19 protein-coding genes are annotated in these 15,478 nt (G+C 72.8%); 7 read left to right on the forward strand and 12 right to left on the reverse strand.

Translation table 11 applies throughout. The features are described from left to right. Window positions 1–215: 215 nt before the first annotated feature. On the reverse strand, window positions 216–425 hold the full coding sequence (locus AB0B20_RS20910) for a GNAT family N-acetyltransferase (protein ID WP_357381117.1): 210 nt from the start codon (window positions 423–425) through the stop codon (window positions 216–218). Between the two features lie 203 nt (window positions 426–628). Between AB0B20_RS20910 and AB0B20_RS20915 the strand changes: the two genes are divergently transcribed. Beyond that, the gene (locus AB0B20_RS20915; RefSeq protein WP_357472606.1) at window positions 629–1,495 is read left to right on the forward strand and encodes a hypothetical protein; all 867 of its coding nucleotides are present in this window, start codon (window positions 629–631) and stop codon (window positions 1,493–1,495) included. 181 nt (window positions 1,496–1,676) lie between these two features. Further along, entirely contained in the window at window positions 1,677–1,883 is a 207-nt protein-coding gene (locus AB0B20_RS20920) for a hypothetical protein (protein ID WP_357381113.1), read from the forward strand. A 143-nt stretch (window positions 1,884–2,026) separates the two neighbouring features. Here AB0B20_RS20920 and AB0B20_RS20925 read toward each other — a convergent pair whose 3' ends face one another. Further along, entirely contained in the window at window positions 2,027–2,257 is a 231-nt protein-coding gene (locus tag AB0B20_RS20925; RefSeq protein ID WP_357381111.1) for a hypothetical protein, read from the reverse strand. Window positions 2,258–2,353: 96 nt separating this feature from the next. Between AB0B20_RS20925 and AB0B20_RS20930 the strand changes: the two genes are divergently transcribed. Beyond that, window positions 2,354–3,100 carry a TetR/AcrR family transcriptional regulator C-terminal domain-containing protein gene (locus tag AB0B20_RS20930; protein ID WP_357381109.1) on the forward strand — a complete coding sequence of 249 codons (747 nt, stop codon included), beginning with the start codon at window positions 2,354–2,356 and terminating at the stop codon, window positions 3,098–3,100. On the opposite strand, the gene AB0B20_RS20935 is transcribed toward AB0B20_RS20930, so the two are convergent. Further along, window positions 3,069–3,473 (reverse strand): SRPBCC family protein, encoded by a 405-nt coding sequence (locus AB0B20_RS20935; RefSeq protein WP_357381107.1) that lies wholly within the window; start codon window positions 3,471–3,473, stop codon window positions 3,069–3,071. The genes AB0B20_RS20930 and AB0B20_RS20935 overlap by 32 nt on opposite strands. Window positions 3,474–3,553: 80 nt before the next feature. Here AB0B20_RS20935 and AB0B20_RS20940 point away from each other — a divergent pair, with 80 nt between their 5' ends. Then, entirely contained in the window at window positions 3,554–4,030 is a 477-nt protein-coding gene (locus AB0B20_RS20940; RefSeq protein ID WP_357472609.1) for a YfbM family protein, read from the forward strand. A 27-nt stretch (window positions 4,031–4,057) separates the two neighbouring features. After that, window positions 4,058–4,834 (forward strand): hypothetical protein, encoded by a 777-nt coding sequence (locus AB0B20_RS20945; protein ID WP_357472612.1) that lies wholly within the window; start codon window positions 4,058–4,060, stop codon window positions 4,832–4,834. A gap of 10 nt (window positions 4,835–4,844) precedes the next feature. Here the strand turns inward: AB0B20_RS20945 and AB0B20_RS20950 are convergent, their stop codons facing one another. Further along, window positions 4,845–5,576, reverse strand: coding sequence for an SDR family oxidoreductase (locus tag AB0B20_RS20950; protein WP_357472615.1), 732 nt, complete (start codon window positions 5,574–5,576; stop codon window positions 4,845–4,847). 95 nt (window positions 5,577–5,671) lie between these two features. On the opposite strand from AB0B20_RS20950, the gene AB0B20_RS20955 reads away from it, so the two are divergent. Further along, complete coding sequence (locus tag AB0B20_RS20955) at window positions 5,672–6,520, forward strand: LysR family transcriptional regulator (protein ID WP_357472618.1); 849 nt, start codon at window positions 5,672–5,674, stop codon at window positions 6,518–6,520. A 9-nt stretch (window positions 6,521–6,529) separates the two neighbouring features. On the opposite strand, the gene AB0B20_RS20960 is transcribed toward AB0B20_RS20955, so the two are convergent. The 8 genes from AB0B20_RS20960 to AB0B20_RS20995 all read right to left on the reverse strand — a co-directional run bounded on the left by AB0B20_RS20960 (window position 6,530) and on the right by AB0B20_RS20995 (window position 14,832). Then, on the reverse strand, window positions 6,530–7,009 hold the full coding sequence (locus tag AB0B20_RS20960) for a GNAT family N-acetyltransferase (RefSeq protein WP_357381097.1): 480 nt from the start codon (window positions 7,007–7,009) through the stop codon (window positions 6,530–6,532). Window positions 7,010–7,037: 28 nt separating this feature from the next. Next, window positions 7,038–7,646: an ATP/GTP-binding protein gene (locus AB0B20_RS20965; protein ID WP_357381096.1), complete on the reverse strand. Its 609-nt coding sequence runs from the start codon at window positions 7,644–7,646 to the stop codon at window positions 7,038–7,040. Further along, window positions 7,627–8,016 (reverse strand): DUF742 domain-containing protein, encoded by a 390-nt coding sequence (locus tag AB0B20_RS20970; RefSeq protein WP_357381094.1) that lies wholly within the window; start codon window positions 8,014–8,016, stop codon window positions 7,627–7,629. Before AB0B20_RS20970 ends, AB0B20_RS20965 begins: the two co-directional genes overlap by 20 nt. Next, the gene (locus AB0B20_RS20975) at window positions 8,013–8,438 is read right to left on the reverse strand and encodes a roadblock/LC7 domain-containing protein (RefSeq protein WP_357381092.1); all 426 of its coding nucleotides are present in this window, start codon (window positions 8,436–8,438) and stop codon (window positions 8,013–8,015) included. The genes AB0B20_RS20970 and AB0B20_RS20975 overlap by 4 nt, the downstream gene beginning before the upstream one ends. 64 nt (window positions 8,439–8,502) lie before the next feature. Beyond that, window positions 8,503–10,986, reverse strand: coding sequence for a nitrate- and nitrite sensing domain-containing protein (locus tag AB0B20_RS20980; RefSeq protein ID WP_357472621.1), 2,484 nt, complete (start codon window positions 10,984–10,986; stop codon window positions 8,503–8,505). 80 nt (window positions 10,987–11,066) lie between these two features. Beyond that, the gene (locus AB0B20_RS20985; RefSeq protein ID WP_357472624.1) at window positions 11,067–12,626 is read right to left on the reverse strand and encodes a prenyltransferase/squalene oxidase repeat-containing protein; all 1,560 of its coding nucleotides are present in this window, start codon (window positions 12,624–12,626) and stop codon (window positions 11,067–11,069) included. Continuing rightward, window positions 12,623–13,498: a terpene synthase family protein gene (locus AB0B20_RS20990; protein WP_357381086.1), complete on the reverse strand. Its 876-nt coding sequence runs from the start codon at window positions 13,496–13,498 to the stop codon at window positions 12,623–12,625. The genes AB0B20_RS20985 and AB0B20_RS20990 overlap by 4 nt, the downstream gene beginning before the upstream one ends. Next, window positions 13,495–14,832 (reverse strand): cytochrome P450, encoded by a 1,338-nt coding sequence (locus AB0B20_RS20995; protein WP_357472629.1) that lies wholly within the window; start codon window positions 14,830–14,832, stop codon window positions 13,495–13,497. The genes AB0B20_RS20990 and AB0B20_RS20995 overlap by 4 nt, the downstream gene beginning before the upstream one ends. A 300-nt stretch (window positions 14,833–15,132) precedes the next feature. Here AB0B20_RS20995 and AB0B20_RS21000 point away from each other — a divergent pair, with 300 nt between their 5' ends. Next, the gene (locus AB0B20_RS21000) at window positions 15,133–15,381 is read left to right on the forward strand and encodes a DUF2630 family protein (protein ID WP_357381084.1); all 249 of its coding nucleotides are present in this window, start codon (window positions 15,133–15,135) and stop codon (window positions 15,379–15,381) included. Window positions 15,382–15,478: the final 97 nt, after the last annotated feature.

The raw sequence follows: 15,478 nt of genomic DNA on the forward strand, positions 1-15,478 counted from the left end.
GCGGCGGCGAAGCCGCCCGGAGGGATTCCTCCGGGCGGCTTTTGCGCTGTTCGCGTCCTCGCACGGGAGGTGCGAGGAGCGGTTCTGTCGGCTACGAGGTGTAGTTGTTGTCCCGGAAGTCCGCCGCGCACTTCAGCGAGTCGCCGAGATCGACGCATACCTTCACCCCGGCCGCGTGCACCCGGTTCGTGACGTCGACTCGCCGCTGAGCCCGGTCAGGCCAGGCGCGCGGCGTACACGTGCGCCGGATCCCCCGATTCGGACGTGGTCGCACGCTCGAAGCTCAGCCCGATCCGCTCCGCGACCCGCTTGGAGGGCGTGTTGTCCGGGTGGATGATCGCGACGAGGCGGTCGACGCCCAGCCGGTCGCGCGCGTGGTCGCGACACGCGGCCGCCGCCTCCGTGGCGAATCCGCGACCCCGCACCCGCCCGCAGGCGGTAACCGCGATTATGTCGAAATTGCAATTCGATGATGCCCCTCGCCCCCGATCGCACATCCGACACTGCAAACAATCGACGCCCATGATTCGTTGACACGCTCCGAATTCCGTCGATACGTTGCCGACATCGCGATGAACAACGGGGCGCTCCAGTTTCGATCCGAGAATCGAACACTGGGAAGGATTTCATGAAGACGACGATCAGACTTCTGGCCCTGCCGGCCCTGATCCTGCCGGCGATCCTCGCCGGCACGCCGGCACTGGCCGGCACCGGCACCGCCGCAGGCACGGCCGCTCCGGCCGCTGTCACGTCGATCGAGCGAAAGGCGGGGTCGTCCTCGCAGGCCAGGGCCTACTGGACGGCCGAGCGCATGGCGGCGGCCACTCCCGCCGACGAGGTGGAGAAGCCCGCCGGCCCGGTCACCCAGAGCCCTGCGGCGGAGCGGGTGCGGCGCTTCGCGGAGGCGGTGGCGCCGAAGGACGGCAGCGGCTTCGGCACCCAGCTCAACGAGTCGATCACGGTGGGGAAGATCTTCTACACCAGCTCCACCGACGGCCTGGGCCACTACTGCTCGGCGAGCGTGGTGAACAGCCCGGCGCGCAACATGGTCTTCACCGCCGCGCACTGCGTGCACGACGGGCCGGGCCGGGACTGGCACACCGCGAACTGGATGTTCGTGCCGTCGTACCGCAACGGCGCGCAGCCGTACGGCACCTGGGACTGGTCCACGCTCGCGGTGCCCAGCGGCTGGATCAGCACCCGTGAGCGGCAGTACGACGTGGCCGTCGCGCTCGTCTACGGCAGCCGGTCGATCGTGGACGCGGTCGGCGCGAACGGGCTGCTCACCGGCGGTGGCCGGGAGTACCACTACGACATCTTCGGCTACCCGAGCAACAAGGACAGCGGCGAGATCCAGTGGGTCTGCTCGGGCATGTCGAGGGACGCGGGCAGCAACCGGATCGAGATGAACTGCGGCTTCGGGGGCGGTTCGAGCGGCGGCCCGTGGTACTACAGCTACGACAACACCACCAGACGTGGTGACGTGCACGGGTGATGAGCTACTCGAGCGGCTCGAACACGAACGGCTCGCCGTATTTCTCCGCCGCCGTGGTGGGGACGCTCTACAACACGTACGCGAACGACACCTGGTGACCGGCGGTCCGCCTGGTGTGCCACCCGGCGCGCCAGGCGGACCGGCACCCGGCGGACCGGCACCCGGCCCTGGAGGAGGCGACATGTCCCATCGTGTGCTGCTCGGCGCGGCCGCCGTCGCGGCGCTCGCCGTCGCCGCGGCCGTCGTGGTCCTCGCGACGCGCGACGGCGACGCAGGGCGACCCGCGCCGCCCGGCCCGGTGGTCGCGACGCACAATCCGAGCCCCGGCGCCACCGACCCCGCCGAATACTGGACCAGGGAAAGAATGCGGGACGCCATCGGCGACTGAATCACCGAATTGCGTCCGCCGGATTTGCGTTCGCCGGCTCGAATGCCGGCGCACCGGGCCGCAGAATCCCTTCCCACTCACGATAACCCGCCGAGCTCGAGGCGCAATTCCCATTCCCGCGCGGCGTGAGTGCCGGCGAGTCCTCACGAAACGGTGTCGGAGTAGACCTCGACGTCGTAGAGCAGTCGCACGTTGCGGCGGCCGTTGGTGATGCCGACGAAGACCGGGTCACCGGCCGGGGTGCGGCCCTGGCGCCACACCTGTTCCCGGGCCGCTTCCCGCGACTCGTGATGGACGCCGCCCTCGCGATGCAGGTGGAGGACGCGGCGGGCGGTGGTGGGGTCGCTGTCGAGGTGGATCCGCAGCAGGGGCACGGCACGCCCTTCTTGCCCACTGTCGAGACCGGACTTTCGTCTGTTCAATCAGCTTACCGTTGTTAAGCTACCTGTCCAGTGAACTAGAGTGGCTCCATGACCACGACCGAGCCCGGTGCGGCGACGACACCGGTGTGGCTGCGGTCAGAGCAGCCGCGGGCGCGGCGTAAGCCGCCGCTGACCCTCGAGCGCATCGTGGAACGCGCGGTGACAACGCTGGACGAACACGGCGTCGAGGGCCTGACGATGCGCCACCTCGCCCAGCGACTCGACGTGACTGCCACCGCGCTCTACTGGCACGTGAAGACGAAGGACGACGTCCTGGATCTGGCCGTCGACCGCATCTTCGGCGACGTGCCGATTCCGGACGCCGGCGACGACTGGATGGAGGACATCCGCGTCCTCGTCCGGGCATGGCGCGACGCGATGCTGCGCCATCCTTGGGCGCCCGGGCTGGTCGGACGTCCGATGCTCGGGCCCAACGTCCTGGCCCGTACCGAGTTCCTGCAGTCGGCGCTCGTGCGGGGCGGCTGTCACGGTCTGCACCTCGCGGTCGCCACGAGAATGCTGGCCAACTACGTCATCGGCGCCTCACTCACGGAGGCCACGTGGCGCCGGAGCGCGGACCCGGGCGCGAGAGCCGCAGCCCGCGACCACATCGCCGCGAGCGCCGACACCTACCCGACCCTCAGCGCCTCCGGCCATCTCGACGACACCCGTTGGGACGACGACCTGCTGTTCGAGGAGGGCCTCGACGTCGTCGTCCGGGCGGCAGCACGGACGGGGACGCCGGAACGACAACGGGCGCCGATCAGCCGGCGGCGCTCTCCAGCACGGCCTTGAGCCGGGCCAGGTCCGCCTCGACCAGCGCGGTGTCCCGGTCGAAGTCCGCGTCGCTCATGCCGGACGACCGCCGCAGGCTGAACACCACCTCGGTCGCGTCGCCGTCGGCGATGGCGCGCAGCGGCACGTACACCGTCTCGCCGGACGGCGTCAGCACCTCGTGGTCGAGCACGCCGTACTCGTTCGCGGGAGCGAACGTCAGCCGCGCCCGCCCTTCGGGAGTGTCCACGAACCACTGACCGCCGACCCGGGCCACCGAGCCGCCGAGGCCCGGCGCCCAGCGGGGCAGGTTCGCCGGGTCGGCGGCGAAGGCGTAGACCTCCGCCACCGGACGGTCGATGTGGACGCTGAGATGCCGGGATTCACTCACCACCCGCCGATGATGGCACGGGTGTCCGACGCTCACGCTAAGCTGCCGCGGATCGCGACAGACCACCCCTGGGAGACGACCACATGGGCATGGTGTTCACCGCACGCCGGCTGTCCGGCGAGCAACTGGCGACGGTGCTGGCCGACCCGGAGACGGTCGGCACACTGTTCGACGGCGGTCCCGACGAACTCGACCTCGACAAGGCGTGGCACGGCCTGCACTACCTGCTCAACGGCACCACGTACGAGGTCCGCGGCGACGCCGGGCCGGCGATCGTCGGCGGCGACCCGATCGGGCCGGACCTCGGCATGGGCCCGGCCCGGCTGCTCATGCCCGACGCCGTGCGCACCGTGGCCGCCGGGCTCGACGCGGTGGACGACGCGACGCTGCGGGCCCGCTTCGACCCGGCGGCCATGTCCGAGGCCGAGATCTACCCGCACATCTGGGACGACGGCGACGACGAGTTCGACAGCTACCTGCTGCCGAACTTCGCCGCGCTGTGCACCTTCTACCGCGACGCGGCGGCGCGCGGAGAGGCCGTGCTGCTCGCCATCACCTGAGTCGCCGGAAACCGGTAGCGTGCCGGCGTGGGGCTCGACGCGTACGTGTCCTGCCGCTGCTGGCAGGACGGCCTCGCCGCGCCCTGCCCGATCGGGCCGGTCGGATACGACGAGAACGGCGTGCTCACGCTGTTGCGGCCGTGGGAGGGAAACGAGGCCGCACACGACACGTTCCTCGCCTGGGTGGACAGCGCCTGTCCGCACGAGACCATGGGTCTGGTGAACGAGCACGCGTCCAACTGGTCCGGCGTACGCCTGTTCCAGCAGGCGTTGCGCGCGGCGGGCGAGCATCGCTTCCCGACGCTCGCCGCCGCGCTGCCGGACGTCGGCGACGGCCCCCTGCCGGCCGACCGGGCGGCGGTCGCGCTCGCCGAGCTGGACGCGTTCGTGCGCACCGACCGGGTCATCGACGAGGTGGAGCTCGTCGACGAGGCGACCGGCCGGGTGCTCATGCCGTACGTCGAGGTCTACCGCGGGGTGTTCATGTACGGCCCGGGCTTCCAGGCCGGCGTCGATCCGGACGGCTTCTTCGTACAGGACCGCGCCGACCCGCCGGTGACGCTGTTCCGGGCCGTGCGGTGCGGGCAGCGGCCGCTACCCGGCGACCGGGTGGAGTTCTCGGTCGGCGGGACGCGGACGGTGGTGGCGATGCGGCCGGTGAGCGATCACGGTGAGCCGCCGCCCGAGCGGCTCGCGGTCCGGACCCGCAGCCGGTCGGGCGACGACTTCGCCTACGTCGTGGAGCCGCTGCGCCGGCTCTGCGCGGCGTCGGTCGCGACCGGCAACCCGGTCATGTGGTGCTGACGAGCCGCGCTCACCACGGGATGACGCCCGCGTCCTCGAAGTAGCCGCCGGTCGGCCCATCGTCCGGCAGCGTCGCGAGCCGGATTCCGATCGCCGCGCCCTGCTGCGGCGTCCGCACGCCCCGGAAGCCGTTCAGGTCGGTCGCGGTGAACCCCGGGCAGGCGGCGTTGATCAGGATGTTCGTGCCGGCGAGCGCCCGCGCGTACTGAATGGTCACCGCGTTGAGCATGCTCTTCGACGGCGAGTACGCCACCGACAGCGGGCCGGTCTGCTCCTCTCCGGTGGAGGCGCTCTGCCGGGTCAGCGAGCCGACGCCGCTGGACATGTTGACGATCCGCGGCGACGCCGAGCGGCGCAGCAGGGGCAGCATCGCCTCGGTCACCCGGACCACCCCGATCACGTTCACCTCGACCGCGGTCCGGATGGTCCCGAGGTCGACGTCACCCGGGTGCTGCGGCACACCGCCGGTCACGCCCGCGTTGTTGACCAGCACGTCCAGACCGCCGGCCTCCGTCTCCAGCAGCCGGGCGGCGGCGGTCACGCTCGCGTCGTCGGTCACGTCCAGCGGTACGCCGAACGCGTCCACACCGCCCGCGCGCAGCTTCGCGACCGCCTCGGCGAGCCGCTGCTCGTCCCGGGCGCCGACGCCCACCCGCCAGCCGAGCGCCCCCAGGCCGGCCGCGATCTCGTACCCGATTCCCTTGTTCGCGCCGGTCACCAGCGCGATCGTCCGTTCGCTCATGGTCTCGATCCTGTCCGCGCGGCGGCCGGGCCTCCAACACCACTTCGGTAGCGGGCGATACCCGGCGGGTATCGATCCGGCGGTACGGTGGCGGGATGGAGACGCGGGAGCTTCGCTACTTCGTCGCGGTCGCCGAGGAACTGCACTTCGGCCGCGCCGCGCGCCGCCTCGGCATCGCCCAGCCGCCGCTGTCGCGGGCGATCCGTCAGCTCGAACGGCGCCTCGGCGTGACGCTGCTGGAACGGGACAGCCGCCGTGTCGCGCTCACCGCGGCCGGGTCGGTGCTGCTCCGCGAGGGCCGGGCGGCCCTGGACGCGGTGGACGCCGCCGACCGCCGCACCCGCCGTGCCGGCGAGGCCGCGCACGGCGGCGCCGGGCTGGTGCTGGTGACGAAGGCGGGGGCGTCGAGCGAGCTGCTGCCGAAACTGCTCGACGCGTACGCCGCCGAGCCGGACTCGGTACGGGTGGAGGTGCTGCTGTCCGGCATCGGCGAGCAGGAACGGCTGCTGCGCGACGGGCGGGCCGACGTGGCGTTGCTGCACCTGCCGTTCGACTCGATCACCGGGTTGGACACCGAGGAGCTGGTGACCGAACAGCAGGTCATGGTGCTACCGGCGACGCACCCGCTGGCCGGTCGGGCCCAGCTGCGGATGGCCGACGTCGAGGCGCTGCCCGACCTGCCGCTGCCGCGCTGGCCGCTGCACGACGGCACCTACCCCGACGGGCCGGGCCCCGAGGTCCGGGACCACTCCCAGTTGCTCCAACTGGTGGCGCTCGGGCGTACCGCTGTGGTGCTGCCGGAGTCATGCCGGTCGTTGCTGTGGCCGGACATGGTCGCCGTGCCGGTGCCGGACGCCCCGACGGTCACCACGGTCATCGCGTGGCCGCCGCACAGCCGGTCGCGGGCGCTGGCCGCGCTGGTCCGCACCGCCACCCGCCTGTAGGAACCGGCGCTACGACAGGTCCTTGCGCATCTGCTGGGTGACCACCCGGTAGCCGGACGTCTCGTACAGCCCGCGTGCCGTCTCGTTGGTGCCGAAGACGTTCAGCTCCAGCGCCCGGGCGCCGTGCTCCCGGGCCGCCCGCTCGCCGGCCGCGAGCAGCGCCCGCCCGAGGCCCCGGCCCCGGTGCCCGGCGGCGACCTCGATGTCGTAGAGGAACGCGCAGCCGGCGACACCGCGCGGGTGGGTCAGGCCGATCCACAGCCAGCCGGCCGGTGAGCCGTCAGGCAGCTCGCCGACCAGGAACAGCATGCCGGGCGTGGCCATGCCCTGCGGCAGGAAGCCGGCGGTGGCCTCCCGGGCCCGGTCGAGCGCCTCCTCGGCCGTCCAGTTACCGGCCGTGACGTGCTCCCGCGCGTACCCGGCGGCCAGCTCCTCCTGCCAGCTGTCGAACTCGTCCGGAGTCATCGCCCGGACTGTCACCTCGGTCATCGCCACTCCCCCGTCGATGTGTGACCGGTCAGTCCTCGGCGGCGCGGCGGCGTGCCTCGCGCAGCTTCATGGCGTGCTCCAGCAGCGTGATCAGCACCTCCTTGGCCGACTCCCGCTTGCGCGCGTCGCACAGCACCACCGGTACGCCCGGGTCCAGATCCAGCGCGGCCTGCACCTCGTCGAGACGGAACTGCTTGGCGCCCTCGAAGCAGTTGACCGCCACCACGAACGGCGTGCCGCGTCCCTCGAAGTAGTCGATCGACGGGAAGCAGTCGGCCAGCCGGCGGGTGTCGGCGAGCACCACCGCGCCGAGCGCGCCGAGCGCGAGCTCGTCCCAGACGAACCAGAAGCGGTCCTGTCCGGGCGTGCCGAACAGGTAGAGCACCAGGTCGTCGCTGATGGTGATGCGGCCGAAGTCCATCGCCACGGTGGTGGTCGACTTCTCCTCGATGCCGGACAGGTCGTCGATGCCGATGCCGGTCTCGGTCAGCACCTCCTCGGTGCGCAGCGGCTTGGTCTCGCTCACCGCGCCGACCATTGTGGTCTTGCCGACGCCGAACCCGCCCGCGATCAGGATCTTGATCGCGGTGGGCAGCGGCGCGGCGCCCGCCGGCCGCTCAGAGCGCCCGTAGTCCATTGATAACCGCCTCGAAAACATGCTCGTCGGGAAGGCCGGCGGGGGTCGCGCGCGGCTCGCGTACCTGTACCAGGCTGCGGGCGGCCAGGTCTCCGAGGAGGACCCGGACCGTGCCCACCGGCAGGTCGAGATGGGCGGCGATCTCGGCCACGGAGAGGATCCGCTGGCATAGGCCGACTATCGCCACGTGCTCCGGGCCCAGCCCGGACTCCGACCCGACATCGGTGCGGGTCGAGGTGACCAGCGAGATCAGGTCGAACGTGCCGGTGACCGGGCGGGCCCGGCCTCCGGTCACCGCGTACGGGCGCACCACCGGGCCGGCGTGGTCGTCGACCCACTCCTGCTCCGCGGAGTCCCTCCGGCCGGTCATCGTGCCGCGTTCTCGCCGAGGGGCTGTTCCCGGGTGGGTGACGCGACGAACCGGCCGACCCGGGTGACGAGCATGGCCATCTCGTACGCGATCAGGCCCACGTCCGCGTCCTCCGTGGCCAGCACCGCCAGGCAGGCGTTACGCCCGGCCGCTGTGACGAACAGGAAGGAGGACTGCATCTCGATGATGGTCTGCTGTACGTGCCCGCCACCGAACCGTTTGCCCGCGCCACGGGCCAGGCTCTGGATGCCCGCCGCCATGGCCGCCAGGTGCTCACCGTCGTCGCGGCTCAATCCGCGGGACGAGGCCATCAACAGTCCGTCGGTGGAGAGCGCCACGGCGTGCTCCGCCTGCTTGACCCGGCCGACCAGGTCATCCAGCAGCCACGTCAGATCCGCGCTCGAAGCCGTCTTCTGCGCCACTCGTCGTCCTCATCTTCCCGGCTGTGTGCCGTCAGCTTCCGGTCCCGTCGCGTCGACGTCCCGGTCAGGTAACCTGCTCGTCCGCGTCGGCCGGCGCACCGCCGGCCTCCCGCGCTCCGCCGAGCAAGCGCGCGGCATCGGTACGGCCGCGTCGCGTGCCGCTCTGGTAGGAACTCATCATCCGGCGCACCTGCTCCGGTGCACGCGCCGTGTCGTCGGCGTCGTCGTCGTCCGCCCCGGTCTGGTCGTGCCGCAGCTCCGGCACGATGCTGGCCTGGCGTACCCGGACCGGCAGCCCCACGTCGGTGACGGGCGCCGGCTCCGGCTCGGATGCCGGCGCCTGCGCCTGCGCCGGGGAAGGCTCGGCCGCGTCCGCCGGGGCGGCGGGCCGGCGTTCCACCACCGCCAGCTCCGTGGTGGGCGCCGCCACCGCGGACTGCCGCTTGCGGGTACGCGCCGGCAGCCCGGAGGGGGTCAACCGGGGTGCCTGCGCCACCGGCTCCGGCACCTGCGGGGCGGGTTCGGACGGCTGCTCCGGCTCGGGGCCGCCGTCCGGGCCGGACGGGGTCGCCGGCTCGGACACGTCGCCGGGCGGCGTGCCTCCCCCCGGATCCGGCACCGGCGTCACCGGCAGGGGCGTCCCGGGGGCGGGCAGGTCGTCGGGCGTGCCGGCGGCCGCGATCAGCTCACGCGGGATCAGCACCACAGCTGTCGTCCCGCCGTACGCGGACTCCTTGAGCTGCACCTTGACGCCGTGCCGCTCGGTGAGCCGGCTGACCACGAACAGGCCGAGCCGGGCCGCGTCGGCCAGGTTCAGCTCGGAGCGGTCGACGATGCGCGCGTTGGCGGCGGCCAGCTCGTCGGCGCTCATCCCGAGGCCGCGGTCCTCGATCTCGATGGCGAAGCCGTTCGCCACGAGCTGACCCCGGACCTCCACCGTGGTCTGCGGCGGCGAGAAGGAGAGTCCGTTCTCGATCAGCTCGGCCAGCAGGTGGATAACGTCACCGACGGCGCGGCCGGTCAGCGACACGTCGCCGAGCGGGCGCACGGTGACCCGGGTGTAGTCCTCGACCTCGGCGACCGCGCCGCGCACCACGTCGACCATCGGCACGTTGCGCCGCCAGGCCCGGCCCGGCGTCGAGCCGGAGAGCACGATCAGGTTCTCCGCGTTGCGCCGCATCCGGGTGGCCAGGTGGTCGACCCGGAACAGGTCCTCCAGTTCCTCGGCGTCGTGTTCCCGCCGCTCCATCGCGTCCAGCAGCGTGAGCTGCCGGTGCACGAGCGCCTGGGTGCGCCGGGCCAGGCTGAGGAACACGTCGCGTACGCCGCGGCGCAGTTCGGCCTGCTCGACAGCGGTGCGGACGGCGGTCTCCTGCACGACGTTGAACGCCTTGCCCACCTGGCCGATCTCGTCGTCGCCGAACTGCAAGGGTGGCGCCTCGCGGGCGACGTCCACCTCCTCGCCGCGGCCCAGCCGTTCCACCACGCTCGGCAGCCGCTCGTGGGCCAGCTTGAAGGCGGCCTCGCGGAGCCGTTCGAGCTGGCGTACGAGCGCCCGCGCCGTGGTGATCGAGACGACCACGGAGGCGATGACGGCGATCAGACCGAGTCCGGCGGCGAGCACCAGCCGCACGATGACGCCGATCGCGACGGGCATGGCCCGGGAGACGATGTCCTCACCGCCGGCCAGGATCACCTCGCGCAGGTCGGCCATCGCCTTCTCGGCGGCGGCCTGCCACGCCGCGACGGTCACCGGCGGGCGCACTTCGGCGCCCTTGGCCGCGAGCACCTGGTCCTGAAGTGTGCGGAGCTGCTGGAACGCCTCGCCCTCGACCATCCGTTCGAAGCGGACGCGGTCGCCGGGGGCGAGTTCCCGGGCGGTACGGTCGGCGAGGAACCACTGCGCGCCGACCAGGCGGGCGAACGCGGTCTGCTCGCCCACCGTGATCCGGTTGGCCGCTATCGCGCCGGTGAGCAGGGCGTCCTGTTGGGACAGCAGTTCCCGGGACCGGTTGAGGTCGATGAGCGCCGCGGTGTCCTTGGCGATCTCGTCGTCGTCGAGGCCGCCGAGGGCGTCGAAGACCGCGAAGATCCCGTCGACCGCCTCGTCGTACGCGAGGAGCGTGCTGGTCCGGTCGATGGTCTTGCGGCTGACGTCGGCGCGCACCTGACCGAGCTGGTCCAGTTCGGTCTTCAGCTCGTCGAGCCGCCGCATCAGCTCCTCGCTGGCCGGGATCTCGGTGCGCCAGTCCCGTACCGAGCGCCACAGGGCGGTGGCGGTCTCGTCGGTGCGGGCCCGCTGGGCCTCCAGCTCCCGCAGCCGGCTCGGGTCGGACTCACCGAGGTAGCGCAGCGACAGCCGGCGCTCGGCCTGCAGCTCCTGCAGCAGCGGGTCGCTCGGCTCGAACACGCGCGCGTTCAGCGTCTGCACGCCGAGCAGGTTGAACCCGTCCCGTACGGTCACCCACGCGGCGAACGCCCAGAGCGCGGTCAGCGACAGCAGCAGCGCGATGATCTTCGTACGGAGATTCGTACTGCGGGAACCCATCACACCGTCCTGGCCCGGTCTTCGGTCGGTCCGAAATCCGATCGACTCCGGCGCACGCTAGCAGCCGTCGTGAACCTCATTCAAGCGATCCTGATCATGGTGGGTGCGGCCTCCGTCCGGGCCGCCCCGGCGCGGCCGGAGGCCGCCAGCACCGCGGCGCGGACGATCCGCGTCGGGCGGTAGAGGTCCTTGTCGTGCCATAGTGCCGGTTCGCCGTCGGATCCGTCCAGCTCGGACAGTCGCCGGCGTCCCCGCGCCAGCGCCGACGTGACCCGGACGTCGCCGGGCCGGCCCGCGTCGGCCAGCGCGAGCACCGCGTACGCGGTCTCCTCGGCGGTCCCGTCCCACCGTCCCCAGGAGCCGTCCCGGCGCTGCGTGGCCAGCAGCCAGGCCACGCCCCGCTCGACGGCGGTACGCGCCGCGCCGTCCGGCGCGTGGTCGGCCAGCGCCAGCAGCACCGCGTAGGTGGCGTAGTACGGCGAGGCGTGCCAGCGGTCCTCCCACCGCCCGTCCGGCTCCTGCCGGTCCAGCAGCCACTCGGTGACCCGGCGTCGGGCGCCGGTGACGCCGGGCCCGCTCGGGTGCTCGCCGAGCGCGTCGAGCACGTGCGCGTTTGTGGTCAGCGACGCCCCGTCCTCCCCCGGCCAGGTGCAGAAGTGCCGTCCGGTGTCGAACCCGGCCAGCGGTGAGACGCCCGGCGCGCGGCCCAGCCGGGCCAGCGCGTAGAGCGTGACAGCGGTGGTGTCCGCGTCGGCGGGCAGGCCGGGCGCGGTGGCCGCGCCGGACGGCCCGACCGCGGCGCGCAGCTCGGTCAGCACCGGCTCGGGCGTGCCGACCGGCACGCCGGCCCGGACCAGGATGCCGAGCACCCAGGCCCGCTCGAACACGGTGATCGGGCTCGCGCAGGGCACCGGGCCGGGCCGGGCGACAGCGTTCAGGTAGCCAAGCGCGGGTCCGGGCTCCGGCCCGCCCAGCCAGGCGGCGGTGGCGGCCGGTGAGGCGCCGACCGCGCCGCTGGCCGACTGACGCACCCCGGGCGCGCGGTACGCCAGCTCGCCCGCCACCTCCAGCGCGTGCGCCAGCTTCTCCGGCACCGGCCGCCCGGTGGCGAGCAGTCCGCGTACCCGGGTCAGCCGGACCGGGTCGAGACCGGCCGGCAGCGGCAGGCGGGGCCGGCCCGCCCACTCGGCCAGGCCGTGGGGCGGCCCGGCCGGACCGTCGAGGTGCCGGTCCACGGCGGCCAGCAACGCCGGCACGATCAGGTCGGTGGCCGGCAGGTCCGGCGGGGCGCCCGCGCGCAACGCGCCGGCCAGGTAGGTCAGCCCCCGGTGCGCGGCGGCGGCGGACGCGGCGGCCGGCCCGTCGCGGTGCAGCACGGTCAGCAACGCCTCCACCGCGCTCAGCGTCGGCACCAGCGCGTAGCCGCCGGGGCCGCCCCAGCCGCCGTCCGGACGCTGCCGGTCCAGCAGCCAGGCCAGGCGCCGGTCGTGGCCGTCGAGCCAGGGCGCGAGCGCGATCAGCCGTCCGGTCTCGTAGACCGACGGTGAGGTCTGCCCCTCCGGCTCGCCGCCGAGCGCGGCGATCAGGTCGCGCGCGGTCCCGGGCCGGGTGGCGTGCACCGGTCCGGCGGTCAGCGTCACCGCACGCCCCAGAAGTCGGTGTTCCGGTAGAAGCCGGTGGTGAAACCGAGCTGCCGGGACAGGAAGTCGGCCTCCCGCGGCACCTCGCCGGCCAGCTTCGCCAGCAGGACGCGGCAGTGGTCGACCTGCTCGGCGAAGTGCCGCTCCACCTCGGCCGGGTCGTCCACCAGCAGCAGCGCGTTGAGGTCGCCGGACTCGGCGTCGCGGCGGTGGGTGCCGAGGTCGTTCACCAGGCGCAGGGCCCGCTGGACCTCGTCACCGACCTCGATCAGCCGCGCCAGCGTGCCGGCCTCGGACACCGATCCGGTGTGGATCCAGTGCGCGACGTTCACGACAGTCGCGGCGAGGTTGTCGGCGTTTGCCAGGTAGTCGGCGAGCGTGGGGCGGCCGGTGCGCCGCCAGTCCCACTCGCGGGCCATCGCGTCGAGCGTACGGGCCATCGTGTCCCGCCAGTGGTCGCGCAGCGCCGGATAGGCCGGCGCGGCGGCGACGTCGTCGCGCAGCTCGGCGAGGAACCGGCCCAGCGGGTCGGCGGAGTCGGCGCCGTCGAGCACGTCCAGGCAGACGCCGGCGATCCGGTCCACCTCGGCCCGGCTGGTGGCCTGGTGGTCGACCAGCCAGTCCACGGCGAAGCCCCACAGCACCGCGCGGTTGGTCACGGCGAGCTCGGCGGCGCTGTGCCAGGGGGCGCTGAACGCCATCGCCTGCGCGATGCTGCTGAACAGCGTCGCGTCGAACGGGTCGCCGGGGAACAGCTCGGGGTGCGCGGCGGCGGCTCTGCGCAGGCCACGCTGGCCCTGCGCGGCCAGCGCGCAGACCCGGCCCTGTTCGGCGGCGACGACGAGCGGATCCGGTGTCGCGCCGTCGGTCATGCCCCCTCCGTCCGCCCGGCGGCGACGAGTGTCAGCTCCACCCGTTCGCGCGGCCGCAGCGCCGCGGCCAGCCGCAACCCGGGTACGCCGGGACGGTGCAGCCGGAACCGGTAGCGGCTGAGCATGGTGGCGAGGATGAGCTGGGCCTCCAGATAGAACAGGTACATGCCCAGGCACTGGTGCGGCCCGCCGCCGAACGGGAAGTGGGCGTAGCGGTGCCGGGCGCGGACCCGCTCGGGGCGGAAGCGTTCCGGGTCGAACTCGTCCGGGCGATCCCAGAACTGCCGCATCCGCTGGGTGATCAGCGGGCTGACCGCCATCGTCGCGCCGGGCTCGATCGGCACACCGTCGATGACGTCCCCGGCGACCGCGCGGCGCGGGATGATCCACCCGATCGGGTAGAGCCGCAGCAGCTCGTCCAGCACCATCCGGGTGTACGTGAGCCGGCTCAGGTGCTCGCGGCGTACCGGCTCGCCGCCGACCACCTCGTCGATCTCGGCGTAGAGGCGCTCGGCCACCTCGGGATGCTGGTCCAGGTGGGGCCAGGCCCAGGTCAGCACGTTGATGGTGGTCTCCGTGGTGGCGGCGAACATCGCCACCGTGTCGTTGCGGACCTGCCGCTCGTCGAGCTGCCGCCCGTCGTCGGTGCGGGCCTGCCAGAGCGTCGAGATGACGTCGTCGCCCTGCTCGGCGGACTCCCGTGTCTCGCGGACGATCGGCACCAGCACGTCGTCGACGACGCGTACGGCGCGGGCGAACGTGCGGTCGCCCGGCATCGGCAGCGACAGCGGCGCGAACGGCACGATGATGCGCGGGATGACGGCGGTCGCGATCCGGTCCTGCGCCTCGATCACCCGCATCGCGTCCGGCACCGAGATCCGGTCGGCGAAGAGCACCTTCATGATCGCCCGGCTGACGATGCGCGCCTGCTCCACGCCGATGTCGACCGGCTGCCCGGCGCGGGCCGGCTCGTCCAGTTCGCCGACCGCGTCACGGATCGCGTCTGCCATCCCGTCGACGAGCGCCTCCACCCGCTTCGCGGTGAACATCGGCTGGAGCATGCGCCGGCTGGCCGACCAGATCTGCCCCTCGCCGAGGATCCCCTCGCCGAACAGCCGCTTCACCGGGCGCCAGAACAGCCCGTCACCGGCGCGATCGTAGTTGTCCGCCCGGTCGCGCAGGACGTGCTGCACGTGCTTGGGGTGGGTGACCAGGTAGGGGCGGAAGGAGCCGAGGTTGAGCCGGACCAGTTCGCCTTCGGTACGGTTACCGATGTCGATGAGGGCCCGGGCGGGGTCGCGGAGCACCGCGGGCAGGATCTGCCGCAGTGGCACGATTCGGGGTCGGCCGGTGGGCCTCGGTGTGTCCGTCGTTTCGGGCACCTGAACGCTCCCTCGGTTGACTCAGGGTCGCGACCTCGTACCGACCCGTGATGTTGCCGCGAGCATGCCATCACGAGCCGCAGATCAAAAGGCAGGTCGGAGGATATTTCACGTAACAACAATCTCTTTGTCGAGAATGGAAGCCGTGGGACGTGCGTCACTCGCGTACACAGTGGCCGCCGCGGAGCGCGAGGACGGCTCACCTATCCGGTGCCGCGGGCGCGGCACCGTCCGCTGTGCCAAGCTTCGGGCATGGACGACAAGACCATCCTGAGCCGGATCTCGGAACTCGTCGACGAGGAGCACCGGCTGCGTGCCGGCGCGCAGCAGAACGAGGCCGGCACCGACGACGAGGCGCGGGAGCGGCTGCGCGCGCTGGAGGAGTCCCTGGACCAGTGCTGGGACCTGCTGCGTCGCCGGCGGGCCGCCCGCCAGGCCCACGGCGACCCGGACGCCCAGGGCGAGCGCCCGGTGCCGGAGGTCGAGCGCTACCTCCAGTGACCCGGTCCGGCGTCCCGGGCGGTCTCCCGCCCGGCGCAGTTCTTGCCGGTGTTCCGCCAGTGCGGGAAGCGGGAGCGACTGTAGCCCTTCATCGACC

This window comes from Micromonospora sp. NPDC049151, assembly GCF_040648395.1.
Taxonomy (GTDB): Bacteria; Actinomycetota; Actinomycetes; order Mycobacteriales; family Micromonosporaceae; genus Micromonospora.

What these genes read in the sequence shown, in the direction of transcription:
- AB0B20_RS20915 (WP_357472606.1), top strand. Translation starts at nt 629, where the DNA reads ATGAAGACGACGATCAGACTTCTGGCCCTGCCGGCCCTGATCCTGCCG.
- AB0B20_RS20920 (WP_357381113.1), top strand. Translation starts at nt 1,677, where the DNA reads ATGTCCCATCGTGTGCTGCTCGGCGCGGCCGCCGTCGCGGCGCTCGCC.
- AB0B20_RS20930 (WP_357381109.1), top strand. Translation starts at nt 2,354, where the DNA reads ATGACCACGACCGAGCCCGGTGCGGCGACGACACCGGTGTGGCTGCGG.
- AB0B20_RS20940 (WP_357472609.1), top strand. Translation starts at nt 3,554, where the DNA reads ATGGGCATGGTGTTCACCGCACGCCGGCTGTCCGGCGAGCAACTGGCG.
- AB0B20_RS20950 (WP_357472615.1), bottom strand. Translation starts at nt 5,576, where the DNA reads ATGAGCGAACGGACGATCGCGCTGGTGACCGGCGCGAACAAGGGAATC.
- AB0B20_RS20955 (WP_357472618.1), top strand. Translation starts at nt 5,672, where the DNA reads ATGGAGACGCGGGAGCTTCGCTACTTCGTCGCGGTCGCCGAGGAACTG.
- AB0B20_RS20960 (WP_357381097.1), bottom strand. Translation starts at nt 7,009, where the DNA reads ATGACCGAGGTGACAGTCCGGGCGATGACTCCGGACGAGTTCGACAGC.
- AB0B20_RS20965 (WP_357381096.1), bottom strand. Translation starts at nt 7,646, where the DNA reads ATGGACTACGGGCGCTCTGAGCGGCCGGCGGGCGCCGCGCCGCTGCCC.
- AB0B20_RS20970 (WP_357381094.1), bottom strand. Translation starts at nt 8,016, where the DNA reads ATGACCGGCCGGAGGGACTCCGCGGAGCAGGAGTGGGTCGACGACCAC.
- AB0B20_RS20980 (WP_357472621.1), bottom strand. Translation starts at nt 10,986, where the DNA reads ATGGGTTCCCGCAGTACGAATCTCCGTACGAAGATCATCGCGCTGCTG.
- AB0B20_RS20990 (WP_357381086.1), bottom strand. Translation starts at nt 13,498, where the DNA reads ATGACCGACGGCGCGACACCGGATCCGCTCGTCGTCGCCGCCGAACAG.
- AB0B20_RS21000 (WP_357381084.1), top strand. Translation starts at nt 15,133, where the DNA reads ATGGACGACAAGACCATCCTGAGCCGGATCTCGGAACTCGTCGACGAG.